Source organism: Mycoplasma sp. 4013 (genome assembly GCF_054353875.1).
In genome coordinates this window covers 78,771-96,376 of the sequence record NZ_JBTHHK010000004.1, presented here as the reverse complement: position 1 = coordinate 96,376, position 17,606 = coordinate 78,771, and the positions used below count along the sequence as shown (strand labels likewise).

9 protein-coding genes are annotated in these 17,606 nt (G+C 27.6%); 5 read left to right on the top strand and 4 right to left on the bottom strand.

Annotated features, from left to right (window positions below; all coding sequences use genetic code 4):
• Positions 1 to 227 precede the first annotated feature (227 nt).
• The 4 genes from ACXYRO_RS02230 to ACXYRO_RS02215 all read right to left on the bottom strand — a co-directional run bounded on the left by ACXYRO_RS02230 (position 228) and on the right by ACXYRO_RS02215 (position 11,366).
• The gene (locus ACXYRO_RS02230; protein WP_458614185.1) at positions 228 to 1,160 is read right to left on the bottom strand and encodes a hypothetical protein; all 933 of its coding nucleotides are present in this window, start codon (positions 1,158 to 1,160) and stop codon (positions 228 to 230) included.
• 9 nt (positions 1,161 to 1,169) lie between these two features.
• Positions 1,170 to 5,825, bottom strand: a complete 4,656-nt coding sequence (locus ACXYRO_RS02225) for a hypothetical protein (protein ID WP_458614184.1) — start codon at positions 5,823 to 5,825, stop codon at positions 1,170 to 1,172.
• A 110-nt stretch (positions 5,826 to 5,935) separates the two neighbouring features.
• Positions 5,936 to 10,357 carry a PolC-type DNA polymerase III gene (locus tag ACXYRO_RS02220; protein ID WP_458614183.1) on the bottom strand — a complete coding sequence of 1,474 codons (4,422 nt, stop codon included), beginning with the start codon at positions 10,355 to 10,357 and terminating at the stop codon, positions 5,936 to 5,938.
• Position 10,358: 1 nt separating this feature from the next.
• Positions 10,359 to 11,366, bottom strand: coding sequence for a phosphatidate cytidylyltransferase (locus tag ACXYRO_RS02215; protein WP_458597300.1), 1,008 nt, complete (start codon positions 11,364 to 11,366; stop codon positions 10,359 to 10,361).
• Positions 11,367 to 11,436: 70 nt separating this feature from the next.
• Here ACXYRO_RS02215 and ACXYRO_RS02210 point away from each other — a divergent pair, with 70 nt between their 5' ends.
• The 5 genes from ACXYRO_RS02210 (at position 11,437) to ACXYRO_RS02190 (ending at position 17,586) form a co-directional block, all read left to right on the top strand.
• Positions 11,437 to 12,180 carry a phosphotransferase gene (locus ACXYRO_RS02210; protein WP_458614182.1) on the top strand — a complete coding sequence of 248 codons (744 nt, stop codon included), beginning with the start codon at positions 11,437 to 11,439 and terminating at the stop codon, positions 12,178 to 12,180.
• A 19-nt stretch (positions 12,181 to 12,199) separates the two neighbouring features.
• Positions 12,200 to 12,553: a hypothetical protein gene (locus ACXYRO_RS02205; RefSeq protein ID WP_435130384.1), complete on the top strand. Its 354-nt coding sequence runs from the start codon at positions 12,200 to 12,202 to the stop codon at positions 12,551 to 12,553.
• Positions 12,554 to 12,614: 61 nt separating this feature from the next.
• Positions 12,615 to 13,169 carry a hypothetical protein gene (locus tag ACXYRO_RS02200; RefSeq protein ID WP_458614181.1) on the top strand — a complete coding sequence of 185 codons (555 nt, stop codon included), beginning with the start codon at positions 12,615 to 12,617 and terminating at the stop codon, positions 13,167 to 13,169.
• Between the two features lie 45 nt (positions 13,170 to 13,214).
• Positions 13,215 to 15,914, top strand: coding sequence for a cation-translocating P-type ATPase (locus tag ACXYRO_RS02195; RefSeq protein ID WP_458614180.1), 2,700 nt, complete (start codon positions 13,215 to 13,217; stop codon positions 15,912 to 15,914).
• Positions 15,915 to 15,957: 43 nt separating this feature from the next.
• The gene (locus ACXYRO_RS02190) at positions 15,958 to 17,586 is read left to right on the top strand and encodes a hypothetical protein (protein WP_458614179.1); all 1,629 of its coding nucleotides are present in this window, start codon (positions 15,958 to 15,960) and stop codon (positions 17,584 to 17,586) included.
• Positions 17,587 to 17,606: the final 20 nt, after the last annotated feature.

Genomic DNA, 17,606 nt, shown 5'->3' with positions numbered 1-17,606 from the left:
AGCATATACTTTGTATGAAAAAGTAAGTTATGAAAATAATAGCACAAAATTATACAAGTAAACTAAAAAGATTAAAAAAATAGCAATAATTAAGGTAAAAATTGCTATTTTTTTCATTTTTTAATTTTCACAAAAATAAATTTTATTAACATTATTTTGTGTAATATTTATAAAATATTTATAAATACGACTTTTTTATCTATATATAGTATTTAAACAAATTTAAATTATTTTTTAATTTTACTTTTTATGGTTAATGGTTTCATGATTCTTGATGAGAAAAAAATATTATCACCATCAGAAATTGATTCATCAGGTTTTTCCTCTATTTCATCTTTTGATCTCAAGGATTTCATAATTCAACTCATCTCAGCAGGCTCTAAATTAGGGTCTAAATATTCCTTTACATTTAATCCATCAGATAAGCCTTCATAAATAAGATGTAATTGATTAAGACTATATGCATAGGGTTCAAAGTTATTTTCTTCTACAAACTTCTTAAACCTTCTTGTTATTTCGTATGATAATTCTTTATGTTCTTCAATATCACTAATTTCTCATGAAATATCTTTATGGATTATATTAATCTTTCTATTGATTGCTTCTCATTCTTTTTTTGCTGCATTATTGTTTGGATCATCAGATGATTTGGATATCTCTGCGATTTCATCATTATATTCTGATTCCATTTCAGTTATATTAGTTATGATGTAAAAGTAAAATTTTATTTCATTACCTAAATAAAGGATATTAAAGTTTGTTGAATTATTTTCTGATGTTATTTCAATTAAACCTCTATATTCGGTGTCATATTTTGTAAAATCTAATACCGAACTTAATAAATGTTCATGTGCAAAAACATCAATGGTGTTTTTATCTAAGATAATTTTTTTATTTTTAACAAACGATGTTTGAAAGAGTTTTTTATCAATTCTATATAATGTGGATACATTAATATAAACAGGAATAAAATCTAGTGAATTATTTAAGAAAATATCATATTCATTTTCAAAATCCTTAATACTTCTTCTAGTTTTATTACGTTCATAAGCCAGTAAAAAATATGTCATTCCTTTAAAATCAAATAATTTACAAAGAATTGCACCTTTTAATTTTGATAAAACAACTTTGTTTTCAAGTTCTTTTAGAGTTTTTTGCATTATACCTTCCTAGTTAGTCTTTTGATTATTTTTGATTGTTATGTCATCATCTCAATAAATATCTGTATATTTTTTAGGATATAAGAAACTATTGTGTTTGATATATTCATAAAATGAATCTTGATTAATTTTGTTGTCTTTTGAACCGAAAACATTGCGTACTTGTCCAGCGAATAAGTGTGCTGAAATAGCACCATCAAATGAATTTCATCCTTCGGTTATCAGACCTACTACATTACCTTTTTCATCGTATACACCACTACCTGATGCACCACCGGCTAAATCAATCCCTTCACGGTTGAATGATATCTTGGTTGATTTATATCTTGTTTCTTCATAATCAAAATCATTCATAAAGTATGGCATATACATTAATAAGTATTCTCGATAACGGATTGATTTAACCGTTTCAGGACCAATCGTTCTTTCACCAGGAAAGGAAGCAACATATCAATTTAATGCATCGAAATCTTGTAAGTATTTAACCTCATTACTGAGTTTTGTAGGTGCCAAGTTTTTTCAGTTTAAAATGTATTTAATTGATTCTTTTGTTTGTGCATCCATTTGAATTTTTGATAAATCTACTCCTTGATATTGCTCAAAAATAGATCTTAAATCAATTGTTGCAATTACTAAGTCTTGATTTGCTGCTTTGTTATCTTTTTGATATCTTCCTTCGTTATCAATGAAACTTCAGATATTATAGTAATCTTTGATCAGTTGATAATTATATTTATAATTTTCAAACGCATAAATTTTAGTCAATTTTCCATCTTGTACACTAGGACCAGTTTGGTATGTTCCTGCAGCAGGACGATCTAATAAAGTTGGAATGTAAAAACTTGTATGAGTATTTGGAACTGGAACATGCACAGCAACATGGTGGTTAGTCATTACATAGAAGCGATAATCATTATCATCATCTGGTTTAACCTTACCAATTAAGTTTCAAGTTCCTACACTGATTCTAAATGCACGTTGTCGCATTAAGTCAGCAGCATCTGATTTATCTTCTTTAAATAAACGTTTTGATTGTCAAGTTTTTATATCATCAACTGACATACCTGGAGAAAAGCTAAAATCATAGTTTTTATTTATATTTTCATTTAGGTATGATATTTTTGGATTAAAGTTTGATAATGCATCAACTTTATCTGAGTTGTATTCGATTTTAACATTTTCATTTGTATGAATTACAGCGATTCTAGCAGGCCCGATGAAAACATTTTTTTCTAAACCTATATTATGTGTGGCTATATCTTGGGTAAAATTATAATCTTTATCCTTAGAAATTACTTTTAAGGTAATAGTATTGTTAGAACTATCATAATATAAATTAAAACTAAATTTTGCATTTATTTTATTATAGTTGTGTTCTTGAACAGCTTGTGAAGTAAAAATTTGATAAAAATAAAAGTTTAAGTTCTCTAATTTACCAGTTTGCTTGAGTTTGGTTAAATTAAAAGGTAAACGAACTGTTGAATTTATTGTGTAAGCATAGTATAAGTCATAATTTGTGCGATCATGTAATTCAAATTCAAAATCAAACATCATTAATGATTCATTTTCAGGAATTTGATCAAGGTTTTTAAAATTAGATAATTTCTTAGTTAATGAAGTGGTTTTGTTTGAATTATCAATGTTAAATAATTTTGCTTTAACTTGTTCTCTTGGACCAAAAAGTTGAATTTTTTTGGTTTCTGAATTTTTGTTAAATTTATATACAATCGGGTTTGGATATGCTTGATTTAAAAATTCACGATCCTTGATGAATGTATAATCGGATAAATATTCTGAAACAGATCATAGATTATATAAACTAAAATCAACAGTATCGTTTGCGTCATTTGCTAGTCATTTTTTTCTTAAATCATAGCGACTAAAATCATTTGTGGTTCTGCGTTCAATTCCGTTTGCAGAGAAATTATTTTGATCAACACTTGCATAATTAAAATGATATGCCAGTGTTTTTTGTAGGTTTGCAGCAACATCAATAGTAGCTAATTGTTTATAGGTAACAGGTTTTACGATCCGGACTTTTTTTAGTGTATATTTAATATATTCATTAAAATTAGGTAGTTCAAATTTTCATAAATCATCAAATCTTACCATTATGTGCTTTGTGGGTTCAAATCCTAATACTAATTGATTATCATAGTTTTGTGTTTCTTTTTCAAACATAAAATCAAAGTACATATTTTTTAGGTATTTTAAGTTATGTGAATTAAAATTAAAGAAAGCAGAGGCATAAACTTTTTTAGTATTTTGATCCATATAATAATTAAAATCACTTAAATTATTATTTTCAATTGTTGTTATATTAAATTGGTATTTTTTATATTCACTTAAATCAATAAATCCATCATTTAATAAAATATTAGTTATAACATATGAAATATTTGCATTTGAAAGTTGATTTATATCAAAACTTGCAATATTATTATTAATTGTTGGGGTTATAGTTCGAATAAATGGAATATTGTGATCAATTCCTTTAACTATAAAACTTAGATTATTAGCATTTGTAACATTAGAATTTAATGTAACATTCACTTTTTGAGCATTTTGATCAACTGTTATTGAATTAATATCATATGTATTTTTGCTTGAATCAAAATTAATTTCAGTTAATGGTAAATCATGCATTTGTGTGGTGGTGCTAGTATTATAAACAAATGATACAATTTGATCACCAGCTAAAATGGTTGCATGATAATCATCAATTCTTCTAGTAGCAGTTACTTCAACGATGTTATTATTGCGTCATACCTTTAATTTTGTATTATTTAGATATGCTAAACGATCTGGATAAGTCTTCTTCCGAACTTTAACAAATACATCGATGTTATTACCTGTTTTAGGTTGTATTGAAATGCTTCTGATGTTTGCATCAACAGTAGTATCAAAATTAAATGTATATGGATGGATTCCAAAACTACTATTGAATGTTTTAATACTTTGATTGTTGTCATCTATCAATCCAATTAAGTCAATTGTCGCAGAGTGATCATATGGTATTTCATATAGATAATGATCATATTTCATTGAGGTTGCTGATATACTTTCTTCGACATTATTCTTACGAATTTTTAGTGTGTATGCTTTTGCAAAAGAGTTAGGAACTAAATAATTTAATCTGTATTTTTGATGTGTAGAATCATATATATAACTTTTTAATTGAGCAAATGTACTATTATTTTGCTTGTTTTCGCTTGTTTCTTTTTGAGTAAAATAATCACTATGATTTGTGTTGTTTGATTTAATACTATCCAAAGTTAATTGATCACTTGTTTTGCTAGTTGCTGTATTTTGTAAATCATAAACAACAGGAATGTTATTTTGTTTAATTGCACTATATTTAGGTTCTAATAAAGCATTCGATTGTATTTTTTGATTTGGTGTTGTAAAAGTTTTATTATTTTGGAAAGTCATGTTTACATTTAATGGATTTGAACTACCTGCATCAGAATAAAGACTTACACCTTTAATAATATATGTTGTGTTCGGATCTAGGTTTAAAAAACTGATTTGTTTATGTTTCAAACTCGATCTAAGTGATCTATATTCTTGATTTTGATCGCTTGATTTTACCACTTTTAACTCTATATAACCATTAAAATCAGAATTTGTATTAAAACCTAACACATAACTATCTTGATTTTGACTTAGATTATCATTAAAAGTTACATTTATATTTAATGAAGGTGTATTAAATTCTGGATAATTATTAATTGAAATGTTATCAAGCTTAGAAAGTTGATTTTCGCTTCCTTGTTCAAAGAAATCTATTGATTTAATGCGATATTTACTATTAAAATCAAGATTATTAAAACTAAATGAAAGATTTTTATCATTTATAGTAACAATATTTGATGTAATAACTTGATTATTACTGTCTATTGGATTTACTGTAATTAGTGCAAATTTATTTGCTAAATCTTGATCTGAATCAAGTTTTAGCAAAACATTGAATTGATTTTGGTAGCTAACACTGCTAACAGTTGCATTAATATCAATTTTTTGGTGATTATTTGGATTTTGATTTTCAGAACCAGGATTTTGTTCTTTGCTTTCTTCGTGTTCTTTATCAGGCATATTGCCAGAATGTGGATTTTGTGGATTTTCTGATCCTTTTTTATCATCTCCATCACCATTTTTTCCTTGTTGGTTGTTACCATTTTCATCTTTGCTACCATTTGATTCTTGATTTAAAGTTGTAAATGATAAAGAGCGATTATCAACTGTATTTAAAAAACCAATCTTATTATTATTTTGCAACAAATTATCTATTTTATAAGTTGTATTAGGACTTAATCCATCGATACTTACTCTTACACGATTACTGTTTATATTCACATTTTGCACTATATTTCTTATTATAGAAGTCTTCAAATCCATAAGAGCAATTTTTAATTGATCATTTTTATGCAATGTCGCACTAAAATAAAGTTCAATAGCAGCAGAATTATCAGTTACATTATCAACTGTTATATTATTTACTTTTAAAGTGTTTTTATTTTCATCATTTTTAGGATTATTTTTTGGTTTTTTTGAACCATAATTGCCATTATCATTTGATGTACAAGCTGATGCAATTGTAGGAAGTAAAATAGCAGAAGAAATAAATAATTTGGAAATGATGCGTTTATATTTTTTATTTTTCATAATAACCTCTTTACATGTTATTTTAAGTATACAAAAATATTAGCAAATTCTACAGATTTTATTATTCATTTTACAAAAACCTGTATGAACAAAATACATGTTTTGTTAGATTAAAATAAAGTCATTTGATCATTTTCCTGCAAGTGATCTAGTATTTTAAGTTCTAATAACCTTTTATACAAAGTTTGATTGATTCCACTTCGTGTTTTAAAGTCTTCACGTGATTTAAATTTCATTTCAGAACGGGCAGCAACAAGTTTTTCGGCAGCAGCAATACCTAAACTCTTAATAGTTGTAAATGGAGGTATTAGACAGTTATTTTCATAATCAATAACTCATTCCTTAACTTTTGAAATTTCTAAATTTATATTACTGATGCTAAATCCACGAGCATAGTATTCACGTGCTATTTCTAAGGTAGTTAGAAGTTGTTTGTCATTCACTTTAGGATTTACCAATGCATTTAATTCACGAATTTTTTCATTTATTTTATGCATCCCAATATCTTCTACTAAGGTATCTAAGTCAAATTCTTCAACACGAGTACTAAAATAAGTTGCATAATACTCTAATGGTTTATATAATTTAAATCATGCAACCCGTCAAGCCATTAAAACATAAGCAGTAGCATGCGCTTTTGGAAACATATATTTAATTAATTTCATACTTTTTATTGCTCATTCAGGTACATTATGTGTTCGTAATTCATTTTCTTCTTCAGGTGTTAATCCTTTCCCTTTACGCACTTTTTCCATAATGTTGAATGAATAAAGTGGATCAACACCAAGCGAGATAAGAAAATTCATAATATCATCGCGACAGGAGATAACTTCGTTCAATGACATCCCGTGTTCTTTAACTAAATCCTGTGCATTACCTTTTCATACATCGGTTCCGTGTGAAAGGCCAGAAAGCGAAATTAAATCAGCAAATGATTTAGGTTGTGCTTCAGCAAGCATTTTACGAACAAATTGTGTACCAAATTCTGGTAATCCTAATGCTCCAGTTGTTTCATTACCGATGTCATCTGGTTTGATGTTCATAGCTTTTGTTGAATAAAAAAGCGACATTACTTTTGCATCTTTTTTAGGAATGTCAGTTTTAACATTTAAACCTGTTAATGTCTCTAACATTTTAATTGCTGTTGGATCAACATGTCCTAAAATATCAAACTTAATAATATTATCGTGAATTGCACGATAATCTAAATGTGTAGTTTTTCAATCTAATTTAATATCATCAGCAGGGAAATTAATCGGGGTGAAGTCTTCAACACTAAATTGATTTGGTATGATAATGATTCCACCCGGATGCTGTCCAGTTGTGCGCTTGACACCTTCTAATTTAGTTGATAAAAAGTCAATAAAATCGTTTGAGTATGGAATATTAAATTCTTCAGCCATATTTTTTATATAACCGAAACCTGTACGTCCTTGTATTGTTGAGATTGTCCCAGCACGAAAAGTTTTATCTTGACCAAAGATATGTTTGATTTCATCATGAATATTTTTTTGATAATCACCTGAGAAGTTTAAATCAATATCAGGAACTTTATCGGCATTAAAACCTAAAAAAGTTTCAAACGGAATTGAATTGCCATCTTTATCCATAATAGTTGCACATATAGGACAATTTTTATCATCTAAATCAAAGCCGGATGTGGTAGGTGGATTTTCAACTAATTCAAAATGCTTGCATTTATCACAAATATAATGTGGTGGAAGAGGATTTACTTCGGTAATACCTGCTAATGTTGCAACTAAAGAAGAACCGACACTACCACGACTTCCTACTAAATACCCGTTATCAAGTGATTTTTTAACCAAAAGATGTGAAATTCAGTAGATCACATCAAAGTCATATTTTAAAATGGGATCTAATTCACTTTTGATGCGTTCTGAAATAATTTGTGGTAAATTTTCTCCATATTTATCTTTTGCAGTCTGATAAACTAAATTCTTAAGTTTTTCTTTTGAGTTTTCAACTGTAGGTGTATACAATTTATCTTTAATAACAACGATGTCATCATCAATCATCTGTGAAATTTTATGGCTGTTATCAATTACAATTAGCTTAGCTAATTCAAAATTTAAATAACTAAAACCTTCAAGCATTTGCTTAGTATTTAAATAATATAAATCGGGGATAACAGTAAAATCAATTCGTTTTATTGTGTCTTTTTGATTATCATCTTCATCATCTTTGCTACGTTCTTCTTTGCTATTTTTGGTTTTAAGTAAAAAATGACGACTTCCACCTAGGCCTTTTGCATAAACAAGACTCTTATAAAAAATTTGATCATTAGGATTTTCATAACGACAATCCCCGATCGCTACAACAATTTTGTTTTTTGAAAGTGCTAATTTGATAACTTGTTTCAAAAGATTTTCAATCTGTTCTTTTGTATATTCAGTGTTTATATATAAATGTTTTAATGCATCAATATGCGGAATTTCGATATAGTCACAGCGATCTATAACTTCATTTATTTTCAAATCTGATGAATATATTAGTGCATTAATTAATTCACCTTTTAGTCCACCAGAACCTATTAGAATATTCTTTTTACCCTGTAAATCATTATAAAAAAGTTTTGGTTGTCCTCAAAATCTTTGTGTTAGAGTCATTGAAACCAGCTGAAAAAGTTCTTTTAATCCCAACTGATTCTTAGCCAAGATGCTGTATTGATAATTTGAACGAACTTTTTTATAAAATGCTTCAGGATTAGGTAAATAATGATATAAATCACCTAGTGTCAATACTTGTTGTTGTTGAAAACTAAAAAGCGATTGAATAAAAGCAAGAGAAAGTATTTCTGCATCATAGTCAGCACGGTGTGCTACAGATGAGTTGTATTCAACATTGAAATAACTGCAAAAATCTCCTAATGAGTGCTTGTTTTTATCAGAAAATAAAAGTCTAGAAATCATCAATGAATCGATAAAAACTGTATTAGGAAGTTGCATATTATTATCGATAAATTTTTGTAAGATAAAATGCATATCGAAATTAGCATTGTGTGCTACAGCGATTTTGTTATTTAATAAATTATAGATTTTTTGCAATCCTACTTTCAAATCTAATCCATAATCATCCAGCATCGATTGAGTTATATTGGTAAGTTTTTGAGTAAATTCAGAGAGCTTACTGTTGCATTTGATAAAAAATTGTTCACTACCTATTTTTTTACCATTTTGAACTACAGTAGCACCAAATTCAATTATTTCACCTAGTTTGGGAGAAAGTGAAGTTGTTTCAATATCGAAAATCACATATTCACTTTCAACTAATTTGATATGTGCATCAAAGTCTTTTGTTAATATTATTTGATTATTTTCATTTATTAAATCTAAACTTGCTCCATAAATAGGTTTGATTCCTGCTTTTTTTGCTTCAGCAACAAATTTGGGGAAAGATTGCACACTATTTGAATCTAAAATAGCCACTGCTTTATGTCCCATTTGTTTAGCAATTTTAACTATATCAGCTGCATCAAAGACACTGTCCATTGCATTCATCTTGGATTTTGTATTTAATTCGATTCTTTTTTCTTCATTATCATCAACTCTTAGTGAAATAGGATTATTAATTTTTGTAATTGAATAAATTCTTAATGTTCGACGGTATTCAGCACCAACTTGTTTGAAAATTAATACCCCGTTGATTTTGACAAAATCATTTATTTTAAAGGTTTCAACTTGTTCTGCATCATTGTTTAGATATTGAATACATTGCAACGCATCTGAAAAATCTGTTATAAAGTACTTATTAATTTTGTAATTTGCATTATCAGATATATCGGTTTTATAAATCATTCCTTCAACACTAATATAATGCTGTTCTTTATTGTGGTCTAAATTATCAATATCCTTGATTGATGTTTTATAATACTCTTTTGATTTTCTTTTGATTAACGGTTTATTGCTATTTTGTGCAGGGATTTCAACTCTAACTTGTTCTTCTTTGAGTTTTTGATATACTAAATTTAAATCAACATTAGGGATCTCTTCTTCAATAACTTTTTCATAAAATTGAGATCCGATTTGAAATTTTAATAAACCAAATTCGTGCATTTTTTTAGTTAAAAATTCAATTGCTTCAACTACCTCGTACTTAATACTTGCATCATCGTATAAAATAAATCACTTTTGATTTTCGTGATTTACATAAAGATTTTTAGGTGTTTGATTTAGCATGTTATCCAAATTTACAAACATTTTACTTTTTGTTTTTGACTTAATAATAGTGGTAATATAATCACGAAACATCGGAGCATCGATAACATAGTCATTAATGCTATAAATAACACGGTATTTGCTTCCTCGTTCGCTTTTTAATGCTTTTAGAAGCTTTACTAAATCAGTTATTTTTGGTGCATATGGTAGCTTTAAATCTACTTCGATAATTCTTTTTGAATTTCGTGTTTGCAGTTCTGAAATTGCAGCAATGTATGCTTCAGAAAATGCTTCAATATTTCCTAAACCAATTTCTGAAGCAAAGTTTGCAAAGGTGCGATCTTTGTAAAAACTCATTTTATCCCCTAAATAATGCTAAAAATGTTCAAATAAAGAAGATTAGTGAAATACTATCGATTCGATCAACAATTCCACCGTGACCTGCTAAAATTCTCGAAAAATCTTTTATTGCTAATTTACGTTTTATAAAAGAAAAATATAAATCACCTGTAATTGCAGCAATTGGCGCTAATGTAAGCAAAATAACTATTGCAGCAGTGGTATTTTTAGATGAATTTAGAACAGATGCAACATCGGTATTAATATCATACCCCTTTGCAACTCCAAAATAAGCATAAATAAACACAAAACTAATTATTAGTGCAGCAACATACCCTACAAAAGCACCTTCTCAAGTCTTTTTAGGCGAAATTAATGGTGTCATTTTATTTTTAAACATCTTATGTCCTAGGTATTTTCCACCAAAATATCCACCTATATCCGAACTAACAGCGATTAAAATAAATAAGAGGATATATTCTAAACCAGATGAAACAGTGTTTAAAAATAAAAATGTTTTTATGAAAAAACTTAATATTAAACTAGTTAGTAAAAACAACAATGCCTTTAAAAATAATTCTGTAAAATAAACATTTTTGATAATGATAATTCTAAAAATAATAAAAATAAGAACATTAACCAATAACATCAAGTGTGCTTGTCAATCAGTTCATAATCTTAATTCAAAAGCATCCAAACTGCTTATATTACTTGATGTGATAACTAAGTTTAAAAAATTAGTTCCTAAAAACATTAATGAATTTAGCAACAGTGCTTGAATAGCAGCATAAATTTTATGCTGTAAAAAGGCTAAGGAAACTTCAAAAAAGATTCAATATGCAAAAATGAAAACAAAAATCAATGCTATTGCTCGCACTGCTCAAAAACCACCTAATGAGCTTTGATATAATGGATATGATCAATAAAAACTATATCGTGTTAGCACCAATAAAGCAACTAATGCAATTAACATTATTAATGCAGGGATTAATCTAGATTTTAAAAAACTCTCTTTATTTATAGACATAATTAATATTATACATTTTATGCTTTAAATTTTTATTTAAATATATAATATTTCAAAATAAAGGAGTAAAATGGAAAAAATTAATATCGGTTATACAAATGAATCATATCACGATGGTGATTACTTTTTGCAATATAAAAAGTTTGATAAATTTAATCATAAACTTGATTATAGCATCCTTTCAGTGTTTGATTTTGTACCAAAATTACTTGAAAATGATCAAAATCATTCAAAATGGGAGTTTATTAAAAATTTAAAGGTAGATTTTAGCACATCTGATTTACATCAAATTGCTGATAACTTTCGTAAATTACATGATTCAGGTTTAAAATTTCCAAAAACTAATCATGCGGCACGTGTTAAAGAATACCGTCGCATTATAAGAGACAAAGGCTTGAAAGTACCTGTTATCGATGAATATTATAAACGCATCAATAACATCCTTTCTCATAGCGAAAATAATCGTCCATTGCATAATGACTTATGATCTGGCAATATAGTTAAAGATGAACAAGGAAAAATTTATTTTGTAGATTGAGAATATGCATCTATGGGTGATAAGCATTTTGATTTAGCATACTTTATTTGTGGTTCATTTTTAAATCCAGAGCAAGAACAAATTTTCTTAGATCGTTATGAAAATTATTGAGAAGAATATTTAATTCAACAAAAAATCTTTGTTTATTACCTTGTAATTTTGTGAATTAATGAAAAAGATAATAAACCTTATGATGATAGTGCATCAGTTGCGAAACTTAAAGAGATGGTGCAATTATACGAGTACAAAAAAGCTAATAATTTATTCAAAAAATAAATTTTGCTAAAATAAAAATATGATATTTAATTTGAATGATTTGTTTATGTATTTTGATGTAGACATTCCAGGTAGAGCAGCAGAAAAAATACCTAAAAACACCTTAATTCCCTTGGGAGTATTATTTGTTGTTTTAGCATTAATTTGTTTTGTAATTTATGCTAAATATTCCATAGCAAAAATTCGTAATTATAAGCAGTTACAAATGGATGAATATAATCGTGATAACCCTAGAAACAAAAAAACTACTTATGAAGCAACCGGAATGTATTTACCTGCTTGGCAGCGAGCAAAGTATAATATTCCATTATTTTTAGGTGTAGTTTTTATCGCATCTGCATTTATTATGTTTATGTTGTTGTTAAAAAGTTAATAATATCCTTAATATAAAATAAAAAATAGTTATAATTTTTATATATAAGGATAAACAAATTATGGATAAAAAACAAAAAAGAATATATTTTTTGACTTGAGGTTTTTTTGGGTTATTTATTTTACAACAATTAATTGCAACTGTTTATATAATTATTTTATTTGTAGGAATAATAAAGAGTATAAGTGATGATGAAAAATTAAATGAAACAGAAACAGGATATAAAATTTTGAATTTTTTAGCTGATTCTTCATCCCCTGTAGCAATTGTTTCTTATGTTATTTTTGCAATTATGTTTATTATTGGTATAGTTACCTTGGTTTTCCTTTATCACGATGATTTTCAAAGTATTCAAATGCAGAAAATTAAGAAATTATGACCTTTTATGTATGCTTTGCTTGCACTTAGCATTGCATCTCATAATATTCCATACCTTAATTATGTCAGCACATTAGGATTATTAGGTATTTTTGCATTAGGTGGAATAATAATACATAACTTTAGAATGATAAATAAAATTAAAATAGTTAATGGTTTAAATATAAATGGTTCTTATCCTAATATTAATTTAGATATAGAAGACATTGATATAGAAACAAAAGATAAAATAGAATAATAAAAACACATTAATTTGTGTTTTTATATCTAAGAAAGGAGAGTTTTGAATCAAGATATTATTTATAGTGGTTTAACATCACAACAAGCAAAACAAAAACAACAAGAAAATGGATTTAATAAAATTACTAGTGAAAAAAAATTAAATATTTTTAAAGTTTTTATATCACAATTTAAAGACTTTATGATTATTTTGCTTTTAATTGCTGCAGCTTTTTCATTTGCAGTTGCAATATATGAAACAGTAAGTAAAAATTCTAAAAGTCAAACGGATATTATTGTTGGATTTATTGAACCTTTAATTATTTTAATAGTGATAGTTTTAAATTCGATTTTAGGTACATATCAAGAAATAAAAAGTGATCAAGCAGTTAAAGCATTAGAAAAAAACAATCAATTGATTTCTAAAGTGTATCGTGATGGACAACTGATGCATTTACCGGCTGAAGAATTGGTTGTAGGTGATATTATTGTTTTAGATGCAGGAGATTATGCCGGAGCCGATGCAAAAATATTGCAAGCTTACTGTGTTAATGTTGTTGAAGCGGCCTTGACTGGTGAATCATTACCTGTTGAAAAAAACGCATTAGAAGATAATCAACATCAAAATATTATTGAAAATACCAATCGCGTTTTTGCGGGAACTTATTTAACTAACGGACACTGTGTTGCAGAAGTAGTCGCAATTGGAAAAGACACTCAAATAGGTAATATTAATAAACTGATTCAAGAACAAAAACCGCAATTTACTCCTTTACAAATTAAACTTAATAAATTAAGTAAACTTTTTGGAATATCAGGTGTTGTTTTATTAGTTATAACAACAGTTATTCAATTTATTATTTCAAATGTTTTCACAAACATTTGAAATAACCCAGAAGTTTATTCTAATGCTGTAATAATAGGGATTTCACTGGCTGTTGCTGCTATTCCAGAAGGATTGATTACTTTTACAACTGTGTTATTGGCTATTGGTGTAGCAACAATGACTAAAAAACATGTCATTATTAAAGCATTTCCTGCAGTTGAGACTTTAGGAGCTACTAGTGTAATCTGTTCAGATAAAACCGGAACACTTACTGAAAATAAAATGACTGTAATGCATTTATATGATGCAATTGATCCAGATGTTCCGTATGAGAAATCTTCGGCATTAGGTGCTTTTGTTGCTTGTTGTGATGCTAGTGTGCAAATAGGAGAAAATGGAGAATACATTGAAGTAGGGGACCCAACCGAAACTGGAATACTTAGGTTTGGACTAGATAACCAAAACTCTGCTCAGATGTTTTATCAAACTTTTCAAAAATTAGATTCACTTCCTTTTGATTCAGATCGAAAAACAATGTCAGTTTTGGTAAAGAATCCGAAAGGAGAAAAAATTCTAATAACTAAAGGTGCCCCTGATGTAATTTTTGCTAAGAGCAAGGATGCTAGTGAATATCAATACCAATTAAATGAAAGTTGGGCACAAAAATCTTACCGTGTAATCGCAGTTGGTTATAAAAAAATGGATGCAAGTGCTGAAAAAATTACATTTGATGATGAAAATAATTTAGTCTTTTTAGGACTTATCGCAATGCAAGATCCACCTCGGGCAGGAGTTAAAGAAAGTATTGAAATAGCAAAACAAGCTGGTATACACCCTGTTATGATTACCGGTGACCATCTTACTACTGCTACAGCAATAGCTACTGATTTAGGAATTTATAAATATGGTGATAAAGCTATCACAGGAGCTCAATTAGCAACGATGACTGATGATGAGTTATATAAAAATGTTCGTAATATTAGTGTCTATGCTCGTGTGTCACCGACTGATAAATTAAGAATAGTGAAAGCTTGACAAGGTTATCATGAAGTAGTAGCGATGACTGGTGATGGAGTAAATGATGCTCCTGCTTTAAAAGCATCCGATGTTGGTGTTGCAATGGGGATTACAGGGACTGATGTATCAAAACAAGCAGCAGATGTGATTTTGACTGATGATAACTTCACTACAATTGTTAAAGGAATTAAAAGTGGTCGCGAAACATATAATCGCATCAAAACTGTTATTTTAAACCTTTTAGTTTCTTCATTAAGTGAAATTATTGTAATGATTATCGGATTGTTTGTTTTATCAATTATCTTTAAAAAACACATAATAGCGGATGCTGAAGTAATAGTGCTATCGGCTTCACAACTTTTATGAATTAACTTATTAACTCACGGACTACCAGCGATTGCACTAGGTATGACACCAAGCAATTTAGATGTGATGCAGCAAAAACCGATTAATAAGAACCAGAGTATTTTTGCAAATGGGTTATGAAAGCAATTACTTATTCAAAGTGTAATTATCTCAATTGGTGCTCTATTAGCATATTTGACAGTTGCTTTAGTTGCCATTTCTAATAACATCAAAGGCGATGATTTTATCAAACTGACATCTACTGCAACATTCATTGCCTTAGGAGTTGGTGCAAGTATTAATTCAATTAATTTGATGTCTGTAAAATCTATCTTTAGATGTAATATTAAAGAATATAAATTAGTTTATGCAGCATCACTATTTTCATTGATTTGTGTAATCTTTGTAGCATTTGTACCTGGAATAAGAGTAGCATTTAAAATGGCTGATATCTCTAAGATAACTAATTATAATGTTGCATATTCGTTAGCACCGATATTATTTGGATTATTGCTTACTATATATTTTGAAGCAAGCAAACTAATAAAATGATACAAAAAACCTAAAACTGCATAGTTTTCTATGTAGTTTTTTAATCTCATAGTGATATAATTTTACTATGAAATTAGTTGTAAATTTAGATAATAATGCAGATAAAAATCTTCATGTTTATATAGCAAAACAAGAAAATTATGATGGTATGGATAAAATGACTAATGTTGTGGATTTAGGATTATATACTAAATTAAGTAAAAAATATCCATGACATATACCATTGATTGAATCTGCTATTAGTGATTATGATTTAAAAAATATAGTTAATGAAGATTACACAGATTTAAAAGCATATATTGAAAAAGCTTTATCGGAAGCAAAAATAACTTATCCAACTAAAAATCCTAATGAATTATGATTAACAAAACTAATTAATAACATCGGTTTGTTTGATCATTTTAAATATGATAAAGATGATTTAAAAAACACTGTGACTATGACATTACTTAATTTGTTTTTAACAGATGTAAGGGGAGCATCGGATAAATTAATTGAACTTGATAAAATATATAAAAAATCAGACTACAAAGATAATATATACATAAAAGCACTTAATAATATTTGAAAGAATCATAAAATATTATATAAAAATGTTCAAAGAATTAGTGAGCAAATGACAGATAGCAAAATTTTATATGTTGCAGTTAAACCTATGACATATGCAGAATTCGATAATTCTAAAAAAGCAGGAACAAAATACTCCTATAATGATTTTTGACGAACCCAAAAGAATGTTGTTGCGGCTTTTAACAAGTTAGGTGCTCCTGTGTTTGTGCAAACTTATAATGTAACTTTTGGTGATGAATCCCAGTATCTTGCCGACTTTTTAGATGCTTATTTAAAAATGTTTCCTAATTCAAATCCAACATTTTCAATAGAAAAAGAAATGATAACTGAAGAAAATATTCATTATATGCTTGAAAACAATATAAATTTCATTACATCAATTTCTGCATTTTATGGTGATCGTTCAGATTTTGATTACATTCTGGATCAAGGTGATTATAAACATTTTAAAGATGGAAGTAAAGAAAAACAAAGAGACAAAAAACTACAAATTGATTCAAAAACGTATGATATTAAACAGGTTATAATTTGAAATAAAAAACTTGAACATGAAGATCAGATGTTAAGGAATGAATTTTTAGAAGATTATGAAAATACTGCTGAAGATGAGAGAACTTTGGGTAATTTATCAGGATATGATTTAGGACGCTTTTTAGATGAAGACCCAATAATGGATCTCGATTTAGAATCAATTGAGAAATCAAAGGAACTCGATGGTTATTTGGTTTATAAAACTAATTTAATAGATATTACTGCATCGATGATTAAAAAGGTTGATTCAGATGCAAAACAAGTTCTAAAAAATGTTGACTTATTTGAAGATGATATTCGAAATGAATTTTGGTATATATATCAAAAAAACCACTATGATGCATATAATTTATTGATTTGTTTAGCAAGTTTTTTAAAAGAATATATTATGTATCTGCTTGATAAAAATTATCCGAATAAGAAATCAAAATATACAAGAGCAAAACTTCAAGTGATGCTAAAGGCACTGCAAGCAAAATCTGTATTTAATCAGACTACAAATAAAGTTATATCTTACCAACTACCAAAAGAAAATGATACAAAGCCTGAATGAGAACTTTATAATGATATTTTCAACATTATAAATAAGGATTAAACAACTGAATAAGGACTGTT